The following is a 15,015-nucleotide window of genomic DNA, read 5'->3' as shown; positions in this document are numbered from 1 at the left end:
GATTGGAATGGTTATCGAGAGAACCGTCTGGCTGACGCGCCTGTCGCTCCGTCGCCGCACCCAGACCGATCCGTTCCCCGCCCGGATTCGTGGCGGCCCCAGACCTTGGACCAGTCCATGCTCCTCGAACACAGTCCGCCGGTGCGGGCCGATACCGGCCTCGCCATCACCCTGACGATCAACGGGCAGCGCCGCGAACTCCAGGTCACGCCCTGGACCACGCTGCTCGATCTCCTGCGTGAGAAGCTCGACCTCACGGGCACCAAGAAGGGCTGCGACCACGGCCAGTGCGGCGCCTGCACGGTGCTGGTCAACGGCACCCGGGTGAATGCCTGCCTGACGCTGGCGGTGATGAAGGACGGCGCCGAGATCACCACGGTCGAGGGGCTGGCCGGCCTCGGCAACCGGGGCGGCAGCAACGCGCTGCATCCGATCCAGGAGGCGTTCATCGAGCACGACGCCTTCCAGTGCGGCTACTGCACGCCGGGCCAGCTCTGCTCCTCGGTCGGCCTGATGAACGAGGGCCACGCCCACAGCCGTGAGGAGATCCGTGAGGCGATGAGCGGCAACATCTGCCGCTGCGGCGCCTACACCAACATCGTCGACGCCATCGAGGACGTGATGCAGGGAGCCGCTCGATGAACCGCTTCGACTATGTCCGCGCCGGCACGGTGGCGGAGGCGGTCCAGGCCTACGGGGCGGGCGCGCGGTTCATCGCGGGCGGCACCAACCTGATCGACCTGATGAAGTACGACGTCGAGAAGCCGGGTCGGCTGATCGACATCACCCGCCTGCCCCTCGACGGCATCGAGGCGCATGAAGGCGGCCTGCGGCTCGGGGCGCTCGCGACCAACGCCAAGGTCGCCTACGACGACCGCGTTGCCGCGCAGTATCCGCTACTGCGCAACGCCATCCTGGCCGGCGCCTCGGCGCAGCTGCGCAACGCCGCTTCCACGGGCGGCAACCTGCTGCAGCGGACCCGCTGCTATTACTTTTATGACACGGCCACGTCCTGCAACAAGCGCGAGCCCGGCACCGGCTGCCCGGCGATCGGCGGCGTCAACCGCATCCACGCGATCTTCGGCGCCAGCGAATCCTGCATCGCCACCCACCCGTCAGACATGTGCATCGCCCTGGCTGCGCTCGAGGCGACGGTCCGGGTGAGCGGGCCGCAGGGCGAGCGGACGATCCTGTTCGCGGATTTCCACCGCCTGCCGGGCGATAGCCCTGAGATCGACACCAACCTCGCCGCCGGCGAGATCATCGTGTCGGTGGACTTGCCCGAGAGCAAGTTCCCGCAGCACTACACCTACCTGAAGCTCCGCGACCGGCTGTCCTACGCCTTCGCGCTGGTCTCGGTGGCGGCGGGCATCGAGCTCGACGGCGACACGATCAAGACCGCCCGCCTGGCGCTGGGCGGCGTCGCCCACAAGCCCTGGCGCAACCGTGAGGCCGAGGCCCTGCTGGAGGGCAAGCCCGCCACCCGCGAGAGCTTCCAGCAGGCGGCCGACCTCATCGTCTCCGAGGCCAAGCCGCAATCGGCCAACGGCTTCAAGATCGACCTCGCCCGGCGCGCCATCGTGCGCGGCCTCGAACAGGCCGCTGCCGGCACGCCCCAGTCGCTCAGCGACAAGCGCATCCAGTAGGCACCCCGATGACCCAGACCTTCAGCTCCACCGGCCACGACACCTTCGTCGGCAGCCCGCGCAGCCGCATCGACGGACCCGCCAAGGTCACCGGCCTCGCCAAATACGCCAGCGAGTTCGCTGCCCCCGACCTCGCCTACGGCTACGTCGTGTCGAGCGCCATCGCCAAGGGGCGGATCGCAGCGATCGACTCCGCCGAAGCCGAGGCGGTGCCCGGCGTTCTCAAGGTGATTACCCACGAGAACCGGCCGCGCACCGCGTGGCGGGACAAGAACTTCCAGGACGCGGTGGCGCCCCCCGGCTCGCCGTTCCGCGCCCTCTATGACGACCTGATCGTCTATAGCGGCCAGCCCGTCGCCCTGGTGGTGGCCGAGGATTTCGAGACCGCCCGCTACGCCGCCTCGCTGATCCAGGTCCGCTACGAGGCCCAGGAACCCGTCACCGATCTTAAGGCCGCACGCGGTGACGCCTACGATCCGCCCGAGAAGCGCGGGGGCATCAAGCCGCCGCCGGAGCCGTGGGGTGACGCCGACCAGGCCTTCGGCAGCGCGCCGATCCGCGTGCAGGGCGCCTACACGCTGGCCAACGAGCACCACAACCCGATGGAGCCCCATGCCACCACGGTGGTGGTGGAAGAGGACGGGACCTACACGGTCTACGACAAGATCCAGGGTGTTTCGAACAGCCACCAGTATCTCGCCAACGTGTTCGGCCTGAAGCCCGATCAGGTGCGGGTGCTCAACCCCTATCTCGGCGGTGGCTTCGGCTCCGGCCTGCGCCCGCAATACCAGGCCTTCCTGGCGATGCTGGCCGCCCAGGAGCTGAAGCGCTCGGTCCGGGTCACCCTGACCCGCGACCAGATGTGGTCGTTCACCTATCGCGGTGAGGCGCTGCAGACTGTCTCCCTCGGCGCCGAGGCGGACGGCACCCTGACCGCCCTCCGGCACGATGCCGTGCAGGGCACCTCCCATTACGAGGATTACCAGGAGGTCATCGTCAACTGGTCGGGGGTGCTCTACCGCTGCGATAACGTCGCCCTGACCTACCGGATCGCCAAGCTCGACACCGCCACCCCGGGCGACATGCGTGCGCCCGGCGCCGTCACGGGCGTCTTCGCCATCGAGACCGCGATGGACGAACTCGCCTACGCGACCGGGATAGACCCGATCGCGTTGCGGCTGAAGAACTACGCGGAGTCGGACGCCACCGCCGAGGGCAAGCCGTTCGGCTCCAAGGAGCTGAAGGCCTGCTTCACCCAAGGCGCCGAGCGCTTCGGCTGGTCCAAGCGCAGCCCCGAGCCCCGCTCCATGCGCGAGGGCCGCGAGCTGGTCGGCTGGGGCGTTGCCACTGGCGTCTGGGAGTCGATGATGATGCAGTCGAACGCCATCGCGACGCTCACCGCCGATGGCCGGCTGACGGTGGGCAATTCCACCGGCGACATCGGCACCGGCACCTACACGATCCTGACCCAGATCGCCGCCGACACCCTGGGCCTGCCCATGGAGTCGGTGACCACCAAGCTCGGTGACACGCGCTTGCCCGAGGCACCTGTTGCCGGCGGATCCTGGACGGCGGCCTCTTCCGGCACCGCCGTGATGAAGGCCTGCCGCAACGTCGGCGAGCAGGTGTTCAAGCTGGCCCGTGGGCTGGAGAACTCGCCCCTCGCCAATGTCGATGTCGACCGCGCCGTCTTCGCGGATGGCCGCATCTCGGTGGCGGGTGATCCCAGCCGCAGCGTCTCGATGGTCGAGGTGATGCGGGCCGCCGGTGTAGACAAGGTCGAGGCGGTCGAGGAGGCTGGTCCCGATAAGGACTTCAACGAGACCTACCAGGCCTACACCCACGGGGCGATCTTCGTGGAGGTGAAGGTCGACGAGGAGCTGGGCCAGGTCCGGCTTACCCGGGTGGTCTCGGCGATCGCGGCCGGCAAGATCCTGAACCCCAAGACCGCGCGCAGCCAGATTCTGGGCGGCGTGGTGATGGGGATCGGCTCGGCGCTCGAAGAGGAGTCGATGCTCGACCACCGCTTTGGCCGGTTCATGAACCACAATCTCGGCGAGTATCACGTGCCGGTCCATGCCGACATCTACGACATCGACGTGATCTTCGTGGACGAGGAGGACAAGGCCAACCCGCTGGGCGTGAAGGGCCTGGGCGAGATCGGCATCGTCGGCACTGCCGCGGCGATCACCAACGCGGTGTTCCACGCCACCGGCAAGCGCGTCCGCGACCTCCCGATAACGATCGACAAGCTGCTGTGACGGGCGGCCGATGTTTCCCGTGAAACATCGGCTGCTCTCGGGACCGGAATATCGTTAGAGGAAGACCGTCACATACATCGTGTGGCGGTCTTCCCGCGTCAGCCTCCTCTGAATCACCTTCTGCAATCCTGGCGCTTTTGGGCCCTCTCCGCCGCCGGCTGCGCGGCGCTGACCGCGATCCACGTCAAGGTCGGGGTTGCAAGCGTCCAGTCGGATGTCGCAGCCTTCGTGCGAACCCGGATGATCGTCGCTTCTGCGGGGGCAATCGTGGTCGGCTCCGGCCAGACCGGGGGCTCGTGCAGATCTCCGGCCGCGACCTGGTCGCCCTGATCCTGTCGGGTCTCGCCACCGGGGCCTCGTAGCTGTGCTCCTTCTGAGCGCTGTCGCTCGGGAATGCCGCCCGGGTCGCGCCCCTGGATAAGCTCAGCGTCGTGCTGGTCGCGCTCCTCGGAACTAGCCTGCTCGGCGAGAGCCTGAGCCTCGCGGCCTGGGCCGGCATCGCGCTGATCGCCGCCGGAGCCGCCCTGGTCGCCTCGGGGTGGTAATCCTCACGCGATGGATGAGCGTTGGCGCACCGATCCGTTTACCGATCGGGCGCATCCTGCGGGTCTCTTGCGAAGGAGACCACCCATGGAATCGGTCTATCGCGGTTTCGAGACCTCGCTGCTCGGTCTCGCCTTCTGCCTTGGCCTGGGCGCCTGCCTCACGCTCGGCACGCCGCCGGCGCCGGGCAACGGGCTTGCCGTCACCCTGCCGATGCTCTCCGTGACGCTCGGCGGTCCCTGAGCCGGCGCATCATGCGCCGCTTTGGGTCGCCCGGAACATGAAGCCGCGCGCCTCGTCGTCCATCTCGGCCTTGAAGGTGTGGCGGCCCTTCAGCGCCTCCGCGGCCTGGGCGGCCGGACGGGCGTTGATCGCGGCGAGGAGGCGCTTGACGTTCGGCAGGGCGGCGAAGGCATCCTCGCCCAGCACGAACGGCACCATGCGGGCCCAGCCCCACACCGCCATGTCGACGATCGTGTAGGTCTCGCCCAGCACGAACGGACGGTCGGCGAGCCGCTGGTTGAGGATGCCCCAATGCCGGCGCGCCTCGAACGCGTAGCGCTCCTTGGCGTAGGCGCCGCCATCGGGGGCGAAGTGGCGGAAATGCACGCCCTGGCCGGAGAACGGCCCGATGCCGGTGGCGACGAACATCAGCCAGGACAGCATCTCGCCCCGCACCCGCTCACCCTCGGGCAGGAACTGGCCGGTCTTGCCTGCGAGGTAGAGCAGGATCGCGTTCGAATCGAACACCGTCACGTCGCCGTCGACGATGGTCGGCACCTTCGCGTTCGGGTTGAGGGCCATGTAGGCGGGATCGAACTGCTCGCCCTTGCGCGGATCCACCGGCACCGGCTCGTAGGAAAGGCCCATCTCCTCCAAGCAGAGGGCGACCTTCATCGGGTTTGGGCTCAGATTGTAGTAAAATCGAATCACGGCGCTCTCCCTGCCGCATCGCCCCGAACGGGGCGACCGGCTCTCGGAAACAGGTGATGCTCGTCAAGCGCTTCGCTCATCGCTCTGGATGCCGGATCCGCGGCGCCGAGCGTGCGCCGCGGGACGGTCGTCCGAGAGCCGCGCTTGTGCAAGCCGTCGCGAAGCGGGGCGGCTATTCCACCACGATCTTGTAGCTGCGGCCCGGCACCAGGGCGGCACCGCGCTCCAGGCCGTTGAGCACGAGGAACCGGTCGAGGGCCCGGTCCGGCACCGCCATGCGGCGGGCCAGCTCCTCGGCGCTGGCCGAGCCGGCCTGGACCACCTGCAGCCGCAGGGGCCGCAGCACCGCCTCCTCGGGGGTGATCGCCCGCAGGCTCGCGACCCAGGGGCGGAAGGCCGGCTCGGGGTCGGTGGCGCCCTTGGCGGCCATGATCATCCGGAAGGTCGCGTCGTCGATCCGGATCGCCGCGAGCCGGAATGTCCAGTCCTTCCCGCGCGAGAGCGCGAAGGCCGCCGGGTGCCCGCCGATTTCGCGGGTCTCGAACCCGGCCGGGTCGAGGGCGTCGTTCCAGCTGCCCTTCAGGGCCGCGTCGAGGGGCTGGCCGTCCTTGGCCTCGATCTGGTCGAACAGCAGACGCCGGTTGCCGTCCGGGGTCGTGCCGAGCACCGCCGAGCGGGTGTTCTCCAGAACGAACCCGTCCGGCACGTCGAAGGCGATGCCGAGCCCGGGATGGACGAAGCGATGGCCGCGCACCGCGCCGTCGCGCGGGTTGTCGCCATACGGGAGCCCATCCACCGCGGCGAGGTAGGCGGCGCGGTCGTCGGCGCCGATCCCCGGCGCCCCGATCCGGCGCGCCGCCCGGGTGACCTGGGTGACGCGCTCGACCGTGCCCGGATGGGTCGCCAGCATGTCGGGCTCGCCGGTGCCGCCGCTGCCGGCCTTCAGGTTGGTCGAGCGGTTGAGCGCGGTGAGGAAGCGGCCGGCCGCGAACGGATCGTAGCCGGCTTTGGCGAGGGTGCGCACCCCGGTGGCGTCCGCCTCCAGCTCCTGCTCCCGGGAGAACCGGGCCAGCGCGAAGCGCGACTGGTGCTGCAGCTGCGCGCCGGTATCGGGATCGTTGAGCACGTCGGCCACCACGCGGCTCACCAGGGCCGAGCGCAGCTCCAGCTCGCTCCGGGCGGTGGCGTGATTCAGCGTCACGTGCGCCATCTCGTGGGCGAGCACGGCGGCCACCTCGGAGGTGTCGCTCGCCAGCGCCACCAGCCCGCGGGTGACGTAGAGCCGCCCGTTCGGCAACGCGAAGGCGTTGACCACGGGCGAATCGAGCAGCGTCACCGCGTAGGTCTGGTCCGGGCGCTCGCTGGCCTTCACCAGCCGGTCCGTCACCTCCGTGAGCATCCGCATCACGTTGGGCGCGCGCACCTCGCCCCCGAAGGAGGCCACCAGCTTGAGATGGTCGGCATCGGCGGCCCGCTCGCGCCCGGTGGTGCGCGGCGCCTCGGCCGGGACCCGGACCACGGCCGGTGTCACCGGGCCCGCGGCCTGGTCGGCCACGCAGGCGCCGAGGGCGGCAGCCAGGAGCATGGCTCCGGCACAGGCCGATGCCCGGCCGCGCAAGCGCCGCTCCACCCCTCCAAATCCCTCCGTGATCCGGCCCATCGCGATCAGCGCCGCAGCTCCCGTTCCCCCGTCGGCCCGGCCTCGCGCCGATCCGGCTCGCTCAGGATCTCGACCGCGTCGGCGTTGGCCTCCAGGGTCGGGCCGCGCCAGACTTCCAGGATGCCGCGGACCCGCACGCGCCGGCCTTCGAGCGAAGCCGCACTCAAACCACGGTCCCGCATCATTCGCCAAGTGCGTTTCGATACCATGACCGTGAGCCCGTCCTCGCCGCGACCCACGAAGTCGAGATAGGTGCGGGCGCTGCGCTCGCCGACATGGCGGATGCGCCCCTCCACGATGGCGAACCGGCCCTCCCGCGCCCGCAGCGCCGGGCCGTCGGTGGCCTGGAGCACGGAATCGCGCCACAGGCCGAGCCGCTTCTCCCGGGCGGCGTCTTCCACCGTACGCAGAGCCGGGCGGCAGAGCGAATCATGTTCGTTCGCATCCGCGAAGGCGAGCCCGGCCGGGATCAAGCCACCCGCGAGATCGATCCCGGTCTCCGCCACCTGAATGTCGGCCCGCTCCCGGCCCCAGCGGTCGGTTTGCCCCCGCGGGACGACGACCAGGCTGTCGCCCCGCCGGGCTTCGAGCCAGACGCGCGCCGCCTCTGCGGGCTCCGGGGTGTCCGGCCAAAGCAGGGAGTCCAGCACCACCCGGGCGCCGGAGGCGAGGCGGATCTCGCCGCGCAGACCGATCCCGTCGAGGATCTCGGTGCGCGTTGGTCCCGGACGGCACTCGGCGGTGCCTGACGCGGCGTGGGCCGGCATCGCCGCGCCGAGGACGACCAGCACCAGGGCCGTCGTCGCGCGGCCCGTCCGGTGTCGCCATTCCGCCGATCCGCCCTCTGGCTCGATCATCGCGTGCATCCCGGACGATCATGCCCCGGATCGGTCTCGCACGCATCGCGCGGTTGGCCTGTCCGGGTCTTGATGCTATGGGAATCGTGGTCGTCTCCGTAGCTCAGCTGGACAGAGCACAGGTTTCCTAAACGGTCACAATTGGGCGTCGCGCTGGGAAACCGCGCGGCGGATCCGCTCAAAGTCGGGGAAAGCTCCCGGCGCCGGTACGCCGGCGTCCTGCCGATCCCGAGCCAAGCCCGCCCGATGCACGTGCATTCGACGGGAAGGTGTAGAGACTAGACGGGCGGCACCTAACGGCCGGGCGCAAGCACGGTCCAGGGTGAAGGGATAGTCCAGGCCACGAACGCGGCCCGCGAGGGCGGCGGCGGCGAAAGCCGAAGTGGTATGAAACCTGGGGTCGCAGGTTCGAGCCCTGCCGGGGACACCAGAAAACAGGTCGCCGACGCTCTGTCGGGGCGCGAGAAATCATTTACCGCTCTGGTCACCCGCCGGTGACACGACCTCGCTATGCGGTTAAGCTTCGCCGCCCGAAAATCGCGGCAGGAGTGGGCAAGTTCTTCATGGCGGGTCAGAAAACCGATCAGCGTGACGTGTATGTCGGTCAACGCATCGCCGAGCAGCGCCGGAAGGCATCGCTGACGCAGCGTCGCGTCGCGCAAAGTTTCGGGATGTCGGCGGCACAGCTGCAGAAGTACGAGAAGGGCACCAACAGAATCAGTGCCGTCCATCTCGATATCTTCTCCCGGATGACCGGGGTGCCGATGGATTACTTCTTCAAGGGCATGCCCCGCAACGACGACTTCACGGCCCCGGGCTTCTCCGAGCCGGAGCAGACGCCTTTGACCGAGGGCGGCGGCCTGCAGGGCCTGGCCGAGATCGTCGGCCGCCACATCACCGAGCATTTCTCCGAGGAGGCCCGCCGGGACGTCGCCGCCGCCATCCGGGCGCTCGACCACAAGCTCAACGGCTGATTGCTGAGTCGCGCAGCAGGCGAGCGGTTTGTCGGCCGTTTCGTACGTTATAGCGGATCCGTTCGGCAATCCGCCTTGACCCTACGGCAACCCGATGCGAGAACCCCGCCCGCATAAGGGGTCAAACGCCGCGATCGCGACGGCGTACCCGTGATCGGGATCCGTCCGATGCCGCGTTCAAACTACCTCTTCACCAGTGAGTCGGTCTCCGAGGGCCATCCCGACAAGGTCAGCGACCGGATCTCCGATACGGTGGTCGATGCCTATCTCGCGGCGATGCCGGAGGCCCGGCTCGGGGTCGAGACCCTGACGACGACCAACCGCATCGTCATCGCGGGTGAGGTGCGCGGCCCGGATTCGGTGACCTTCGAAAACCTCGAGGAGCTGACCCGCCAGGCCGTGAAGGATATCGGCTACGAGCAGGACGGCTTCCACTGGAAGAACAACGAAGTCGCGATCTACCTCCACGCCCAGTCCGCCGACATCGCCCAGGGCGTCGACGCGGCCGGCAACAAGGACGAGGGCGCGGGCGACCAGGGCATCATGTTCGGCTACGCCGCCGACGAGACCCCGGAGCTGATGCCGGCCCCGCTGTTCTACGCCCACAAGATCCTCAAGGACCTCGCCGACGCCCGCAAGAAGGGCGAGGGCGATGCCGGCAAGCTCGGCCCCGACGCCAAGAGCCAGGTCACGGTCCGTTACGAGAACGGCCGCCCGGTCGAGGCGACACAGATCGTGCTCTCCACCCAGCACCTCGACGAGTCCCTGGATTCGGCCGACGTGCGCGTCATCGTCGAGCCCTACATCCGGGCGGCCCTGCCCCAGGGTTGGGTCAACGAGAGCACCGTCTGGCACGTCAACCCGACCGGCAAGTTCGTGATCGGCGGTCCCGACGGCGATTGCGGCCTCACCGGCCGCAAGATCATCGTCGACACCTACGGCGGCGCGGCCCCGCACGGCGGCGGTGCCTTCTCGGGCAAGGATCCGACCAAGGTTGACCGCTCGGCCGCCTATGCGGCGCGCTACCTCGCCAAGAACGTCGTGGCGGCGGGGCTGGCGCGGCGCGCCACCATCCAGCTCGCCTACGCGATCGGCGTCTCGAAGCCCTTGTCGATCTACGTGGATCTGCACGGCACCGGCCAGGTCGACGAGGCCAAGCTCGAGGCGGTCCTGATGGACGCCATGGACCTGTCGCCCCGCGGCATCCGCACGGCGCTCGGCCTGAACAAGCCGATCTACGCGCGCACCGCCGCCTACGGCCATTTCGGCCGCGCCCCCGAGGCCGATGGCGGCTTCTCCTGGGAGCGCACCGACCTCGCTCAGAAGCTGAAGTCGGCCCTGTCGTAAGGCGGTTCGCGCTCGAACGCTGAACGACCTGCCAGCGCACCGTCCCGGATCCGGGGCGGTGCGCTGGCTTTTTCTTGAGTCCCGGATTCAAAAGGTCTTGGACCTTTTGCGGGTGCAGGGCAGAGCCCTGCTGTGGGCTGCGAGCCCTTTGGAACCCCGTCCTCGCCCGGGCGCGGACGACGCGTTGGTAGCCGATGTCTGACCTGAACGGACGGCCCGGTCACGAGGCCGACGAGCCGGAGCGCGCCTTCTTCGGGCGGCGCAAGGGCAAGCGCCTGCGCGGCCTGCAGGAGCGGCGGCTCACCGACCTGCTCCCGGGGCTCCGCGTCGATCTCCCGCCGGGTGACCAGCCGCTCGATCCGCGCACGCTGTTCCCCGCGCTCGGCGGCGCACCGGACGAGGTCTGGCTGGAGATCGGTTTCGGCGGCGGCGAGCACCTCGCCGCCCAGGCCGAGGGTCATCCCCGCATCGGCATCATCGGGGCCGAGCCCTTCGTCAACGGCGTGGTCAAGCTGCTCGCCGCGATCGAGGCGCGGTCCTTACGGAACGTCCGCATCCGCGACGAGGACGTGACCGCCCTGCTGGCACGCCTGCCGGATGCCTGCCTGGACCGGGTCTATCTGCTCTATCCGGATCCCTGGCCGAAGCGCCGCCAGCGCAAGCGCCGCTTCGTCTCGGACGCCTCGCTCGCCGAGATCGGCCGGGTCCTGAAGGATGGCGGCCTGTTCCGCTTCGCCAGCGACATCGACGATTACGCCGGCTGGACCCTGGTCCGGGCCGCCCGCTGCCCGGTCCTGACCTGGACGGCGCGGCAGGCCCGCGACTGGACCGAGCCCTTTCCGGGCTGGCCCGGAACCCGCTACGAGGCGAAGGCGCTGGCGGCGGGCCGGCATCCGACCTATCTGGAGTTCGTGCGCCGCCCGCGCTGAGCGCCTGGACGCACGCGGCCTCGCCGAACCGGCATCCCTGTCGGTGCAGTGCGTACGGGACGCCTTGCAACGGTCACGCTCGGGCGCCATCCTGAGTTGCCTTCGCGGTCCGGGCCGCGGCAGGGGGGTATCTCGTGCGGGAGCGCGTCACGGCGTGCTCAAGGATGTATCCGAGTGGACGAGAGCGTGGGTCCAGACCCGGCGACGGACGACCCGTATCGCGCGGGCTTCGACGATGCCGCGATCGGCCTCGTCGTGCTGTCGGCGAACGGAACGGTGATCGTCGCCGCCAACCGGGTCCTGCACGATCTGCTCGGCTGGTCGCCGGGCATGCTGGTCGGTCGCGCCGCGGCGGATCTTCTCGCGGAGACTGAACGCGACGGCCTCGGTGACGGCATCCAGGCCTGGCGTCGGGCGGACGGGGCCGTGATCGACGTGCGGGTGCGGCGCTCCGGCCGGACCCTGGTGGTCGAGGCCGTGGATGCCGATGCGGCCGCGCATTCCGAGGCGAACCGCGAGGCACTGGAGACCGCCGGTCTCGGTGAGTGGCGCTGGGACCGGGCGACCGGCCTCCTGACCCTGTCGCGTCGGGCGGCCCGGATCCTGGGGCGACAGCCCGGGCGGTCCGTGCCGTGGGACGAGCTCAAGTCCGGCCTGTCCGCTCCGGAATTGGCGCGCTTGAGCGCGACTGTGTCGGAGGCGTGCCGGTCCGGCCAATCCTATCATTTCGACACCCCCGTCACCGCGGCCGGGCGCACCGTGATCCTGCGCGTGCGGGGGCAATCCGTGCCGGGTCGCGATGGCGAGCCCGTCGGCATGGTCGGCGTCGTCCAGGACATTACCACCCGGATCGAGGCCCGGGACGAGATCCTGTCGCGGGATCAGCGCCTGCGGGTCGCGACCACGATCGCCAAGCTCGGCATCTTCGAGTGGCACATGCTCGAGGACCAGGCGATCTGGGAAAACGAGCACATGTACGAGATCTTCGGGCATGCCCCCGAGGACGGCACCATCGGCAAGAACGAGTTCCTGAGCGACATCCTCCACCCGGACGATCGCGCCGCGGTCCGGCACGCGATCTCGAAGGCGCTGCGCGAGGACGGGATCCTGCAGATCGGCGGCCGGATCCGGCGGAAATCCGACGGGGCGTGGCGCACCATCGACATGGCTGGCCGGTTCGAGCGGGACGCGCCGAGCCGCCTGCCGCGGCGCCTGATCGGTGTGGTGGCCGATGTGACCGACCGGCGGATCGCCGAGGAGCGGCAGAGCCTGTTGATCCGGGAGCTGCACCACCGGGTGAAGAACACTTTGGCCACCGTGCAGGCGATCGTGGGCTCCACGGCCCGGACCGCCTCCAGCATCGAGGATTTCTACGAGGCCTTCGTGGGGCGGATCAAATCGCTCGCCCACACCCACGCCGTGCTTACCGAGGATACCTGGCAGACCGCCTCGCTCGCGAATCTGCTGCTGAGCGAGCTGAAGCCCTACGCGGAGGTCACGGCCGATGGCGAGGCCGAGGGGCGGATCAGCCTCGACGGTCCGGCGATCGACCTGCCCTCCGAGATCGCGGTGCCGATCGGCATGGCGATCCACGAGCTCACCACCAATGCGGCCAAGTACGGGGCGCTCTCGAACCGCTCCGGGCGGGTCGCAGTGACTTGGTCCCTGGAGCCGGGCGGGCCGGCCGGGATCCTGCGCTTCCACTGGCGTGAATCGGGCGGGCCGCCGGTCCGGCCACCGAGCCGCCAGGGCTTCGGTTCGCGCCTGCTGCAGCGGGTGCTGATCACCCAGGTCCAGGCCGAGGTCGAGACCGACTACGATCCCGAGGGGTTTGCGCTGACCATGCGGGCGCCGATCCCGCCGCGCAACGACAGCCTCAACCCCCTGGTCTAGGACATCTTCCCGGACGATGGTTGCCGGCTATCGAATAAGGACGCGGCGCGAGACGACTCGTTCCGCCGTCAGGCCGCGCCCCGGGCCCCGGATTCGCCGCCGCCATCCACGAAGGCTTTCAGCTCGTCCAGGGACGCGAAGGTGAAGCGGCCCTGCGGCGTCTCCGCCTCGATCGAGCCGTCCTCGTACATCACGTAGGTGTTGCCGCCGGAGGCGTAGCGCCCGACCACGGTGCGGGTTTCCGGCTTCGTCTCGGGCTCGGGCTCCGGCGCCGCGTCGAGGCTCGGGCGCAGGGCAGGGGGCTCCGAGGCCGCCTCCAGCTTCGCGGACGCCTCGGGCGCGGCGAACAGGTCGTCCTCCGCGCTGCGCTCGCTGACGGGCTCCGGCGCTGGCTCAGGCCGGTGGAGCGGCTCCGCGGGCGGGGCGGGGGGAACGGCGGAAGGAACGGACCGGAGCGGGAAATCCGCTTCGATCGCCGGGGGCCTGTGCGGCTCGATGACCTTCGAAGCCTCGGCCGGTGCGGGCGGGACGTCCTCGAGGAGGCGCAGGTCGGGCTCGATCCGTGGCCGCTCGGGATCGAAGGGCGGCTCGACGATCGATGGCACGATGAAGGCCGGGGCGGCCGGCAGCACCGGCGGCAGCCGCGGCGTGCTCTCGGCGGCTGCGCTCTCGGATGACGCCAGCACCGGGCGCTGCCCGATCGCCCGCTCCAGCCGCCGGAACACCAGGCCGAGCACGCCGATCCCGGCCAGAATCGCGCCCGACGAGGCCGCGACCGAACCCGCGATCACCATCGCGAGGCCGCTCTCCAGACGCACATAGGGGAAGCCCTGGATCACGGCGGCGCAGCCCCCGATGACCATGGCGGCAGCGAGCGCGAACAGCGCAGCGATCATGTTACTCTCTGACACGGGCCGGCTAACGGCCGGCGCTTAAGGCGTGTCGCACAGTAAGGCCTTGCGGGCATATTGCAAAATCCGGCGGCGAGATTGTCCGGGATACCGGTTCTCGTGGATCGTCCGGCCGGCTCTCCGCGCCGCCGCCGGGCGGCCGGGTGCCACCCGGGCGCCATCTGGGCGCCACTTGGGAAAGTTTGCATCAAGCCTGGCCGGAACGGCGTTGCCGTCGCGCGGACGCCGACTTACCTAGCGGATCGTGACCCGGATGCCCCCGCCGGGGACGAGGCCGCCCATGGCTGGCGCCGGCTGCTGTTTCCCGTGAAACACAGCGGGCCCTAGCCTCTTGTTACCGTGCGATGATTTCGGAAAGCCGGATCCGGCTTGTCCGCATCGTGCTCTAAGCGGAGACAGAGCCCATGACCTTCACCCTGCCGGAACTGCCCTACGCCTACGACGCGCTCGGGCCGTACATGTCGAAGGAAACCCTCGAGTTTCACCACGACAAGCACCACAAGGCCTATGTCGATACCGGCAACAAGCTGCTCGAGGGCACGGATCTCCAGGGCAAGAGCGTCGAGGAGATCGTCAAGGCGGCCTACAACACGAATCAGCCGCTGTTCAACAATGCCGGCCAGCACTTCAACCACCTCCATTTCTGGAACTGGATGAAGCCGAACGGCGGCGGCGCGATTCCCGGCGCGATCGCCAAGAAGATCGACGAGGATCTGGGCGGGGCCGAGAAGTTCAAGGCGGACTTCATCCAGGCGGGCGTCAGCCAGTTCGGCTCGGGCTGGGCCTGGCTCGCCGTCAAGGACGGCAAGCTCGCGATCCTCAAGACCCCCAACGGCGAGAACCCGCTGGTCCACGGCGCCAAGCCGATCCTGGGCGTCGACGTGTGGGAGCACTCCTACTACATCGATTACCGCAACCGCCGGCCCGACTACCTCAAGGCGTTCATCGAGAATCTGGTGAACTGGGAGTACGTCGAGAAGCTGTACGGCGAAGCGACCGCCTGATCCGGCCATAAGCGGCGCTGCGGGCCGATCGTGTCCGCGGCGCCCTTGAGATGCCGG

The 15,015-nt window shown here is 69.5% G+C and carries 13 protein-coding genes and 1 pseudogene; 10 read left to right on the top strand and 4 right to left on the bottom strand.

The genetic code is table 11. The annotated features are described in order from the left end of the window. The first annotated feature begins 117 nt into the window (after window positions 1–117). The 5 genes and pseudogenes from MKK65_RS16495 to MKK65_RS16475 all read left to right on the top strand — a co-directional run bounded on the left by MKK65_RS16495 (window position 118) and on the right by MKK65_RS16475 (window position 4,693). Window positions 118–642 (top strand): (2Fe-2S)-binding protein, encoded by a 525-nt coding sequence (locus tag MKK65_RS16495; RefSeq protein WP_243959010.1) that lies wholly within the window; start codon window positions 118–120, stop codon window positions 640–642. Then, window positions 639–1,646 carry an FAD binding domain-containing protein gene (locus tag MKK65_RS16490; protein ID WP_243959008.1) on the top strand — a complete coding sequence of 336 codons (1,008 nt, stop codon included), beginning with the start codon at window positions 639–641 and terminating at the stop codon, window positions 1,644–1,646. The genes MKK65_RS16495 and MKK65_RS16490 overlap by 4 nt, the downstream gene beginning before the upstream one ends. An 8-nt stretch (window positions 1,647–1,654) precedes the next feature. Then, entirely contained in the window at window positions 1,655–3,907 is a 2,253-nt protein-coding gene (locus tag MKK65_RS16485; RefSeq protein ID WP_243959006.1) for a xanthine dehydrogenase family protein molybdopterin-binding subunit, read from the top strand. A 108-nt stretch (window positions 3,908–4,015) separates the two neighbouring features. After that, window positions 4,016–4,452 (top strand): annotated as a pseudogene (locus MKK65_RS16480) (EamA family transporter). Window positions 4,453–4,537: 85 nt separating this feature from the next. Further along, on the top strand, window positions 4,538–4,693 hold the full coding sequence (locus MKK65_RS16475; protein WP_243959004.1) for a hypothetical protein: 156 nt from the start codon (window positions 4,538–4,540) through the stop codon (window positions 4,691–4,693). A 9-nt stretch (window positions 4,694–4,702) separates the two neighbouring features. On the opposite strand, the gene MKK65_RS16470 is transcribed toward MKK65_RS16475, so the two are convergent. The 3 genes from MKK65_RS16470 to MKK65_RS16460 form a co-directional block, all read right to left on the bottom strand. Continuing rightward, a complete protein-coding gene (locus MKK65_RS16470) occupies window positions 4,703–5,383 on the bottom strand; it encodes a glutathione S-transferase family protein (RefSeq protein WP_243959002.1) in 681 nt (226 codons plus the stop codon). 172 nt (window positions 5,384–5,555) lie between these two features. Then, entirely contained in the window at window positions 5,556–7,043 is a 1,488-nt protein-coding gene (locus tag MKK65_RS16465; RefSeq protein ID WP_409565439.1) for a M48 family metalloprotease, read from the bottom strand. Between the two features lie 5 nt (window positions 7,044–7,048). After that, entirely contained in the window at window positions 7,049–7,900 is an 852-nt protein-coding gene (locus MKK65_RS16460; protein ID WP_243958999.1) for a thermonuclease family protein, read from the bottom strand. Between the two features lie 563 nt (window positions 7,901–8,463). On the opposite strand from MKK65_RS16460, the gene MKK65_RS16455 reads away from it, so the two are divergent. The 4 genes from MKK65_RS16455 (at window position 8,464) to MKK65_RS16440 (ending at window position 13,043) form a co-directional block, all read left to right on the top strand. Next, the gene (locus tag MKK65_RS16455) at window positions 8,464–8,874 is read left to right on the top strand and encodes a helix-turn-helix domain-containing protein (protein WP_058195106.1); all 411 of its coding nucleotides are present in this window, start codon (window positions 8,464–8,466) and stop codon (window positions 8,872–8,874) included. Between the two features lie 168 nt (window positions 8,875–9,042). Next, the gene (gene metK, locus MKK65_RS16450; protein WP_243958997.1) at window positions 9,043–10,221 is read left to right on the top strand and encodes a methionine adenosyltransferase; all 1,179 of its coding nucleotides are present in this window, start codon (window positions 9,043–9,045) and stop codon (window positions 10,219–10,221) included. Between the two features lie 194 nt (window positions 10,222–10,415). Further along, window positions 10,416–11,150, top strand: a complete 735-nt coding sequence (locus tag MKK65_RS16445; RefSeq protein WP_243958995.1) for a tRNA (guanine(46)-N(7))-methyltransferase TrmB — start codon at window positions 10,416–10,418, stop codon at window positions 11,148–11,150. Window positions 11,151–11,324: 174 nt separating this feature from the next. After that, window positions 11,325–13,043, top strand: coding sequence for an HWE histidine kinase domain-containing protein (locus MKK65_RS16440; protein WP_243958993.1), 1,719 nt, complete (start codon window positions 11,325–11,327; stop codon window positions 13,041–13,043). A 68-nt stretch (window positions 13,044–13,111) separates the two neighbouring features. Here the strand turns inward: MKK65_RS16440 and MKK65_RS16435 are convergent, their stop codons facing one another. Beyond that, window positions 13,112–13,939: a hypothetical protein gene (locus MKK65_RS16435; RefSeq protein ID WP_243958991.1), complete on the bottom strand. Its 828-nt coding sequence runs from the start codon at window positions 13,937–13,939 to the stop codon at window positions 13,112–13,114. Between the two features lie 419 nt (window positions 13,940–14,358). Between MKK65_RS16435 and MKK65_RS16430 the strand changes: the two genes are divergently transcribed. Further along, window positions 14,359–14,958, top strand: a complete 600-nt coding sequence (locus MKK65_RS16430; protein ID WP_243958989.1) for a superoxide dismutase — start codon at window positions 14,359–14,361, stop codon at window positions 14,956–14,958. Window positions 14,959–15,015 lie beyond the last annotated feature (57 nt).

The sequence above is a fragment of the Methylobacterium sp. J-001 genome, from assembly GCF_022829565.1.
Taxonomy (GTDB): Bacteria; Pseudomonadota; Alphaproteobacteria; order Rhizobiales; family Beijerinckiaceae; genus Methylobacterium.
This window is presented reverse-complemented; position numbering and strand designations above follow the sequence as displayed.

Coding starts and splice junctions, on each gene's coding strand:
- MKK65_RS16465 (WP_409565439.1), bottom strand. CDS start 7,043: ATGGGCCGGATCACGGAGGGATTTGGAGGGGTGGAGCGGCGCTTGCGC.
- metK (WP_243958997.1), top strand. CDS start 9,043: ATGCCGCGTTCAAACTACCTCTTCACCAGTGAGTCGGTCTCCGAGGGC.
- MKK65_RS16455 (WP_058195106.1), top strand. CDS start 8,464: ATGGCGGGTCAGAAAACCGATCAGCGTGACGTGTATGTCGGTCAACGC.
- MKK65_RS16460 (WP_243958999.1), bottom strand. CDS start 7,900: ATGATCGAGCCAGAGGGCGGATCGGCGGAATGGCGACACCGGACGGGC.
- MKK65_RS16495 (WP_243959010.1), top strand. CDS start 118: ATGCTCCTCGAACACAGTCCGCCGGTGCGGGCCGATACCGGCCTCGCC.
- MKK65_RS16485 (WP_243959006.1), top strand. CDS start 1,655: ATGACCCAGACCTTCAGCTCCACCGGCCACGACACCTTCGTCGGCAGC.
- MKK65_RS16435 (WP_243958991.1), bottom strand. CDS start 13,939: ATGATCGCTGCGCTGTTCGCGCTCGCTGCCGCCATGGTCATCGGGGGC.
- MKK65_RS16490 (WP_243959008.1), top strand. CDS start 639: ATGAACCGCTTCGACTATGTCCGCGCCGGCACGGTGGCGGAGGCGGTC.
- MKK65_RS16430 (WP_243958989.1), top strand. CDS start 14,359: ATGACCTTCACCCTGCCGGAACTGCCCTACGCCTACGACGCGCTCGGG.
- MKK65_RS16445 (WP_243958995.1), top strand. CDS start 10,416: ATGTCTGACCTGAACGGACGGCCCGGTCACGAGGCCGACGAGCCGGAG.
- MKK65_RS16475 (WP_243959004.1), top strand. CDS start 4,538: ATGGAATCGGTCTATCGCGGTTTCGAGACCTCGCTGCTCGGTCTCGCC.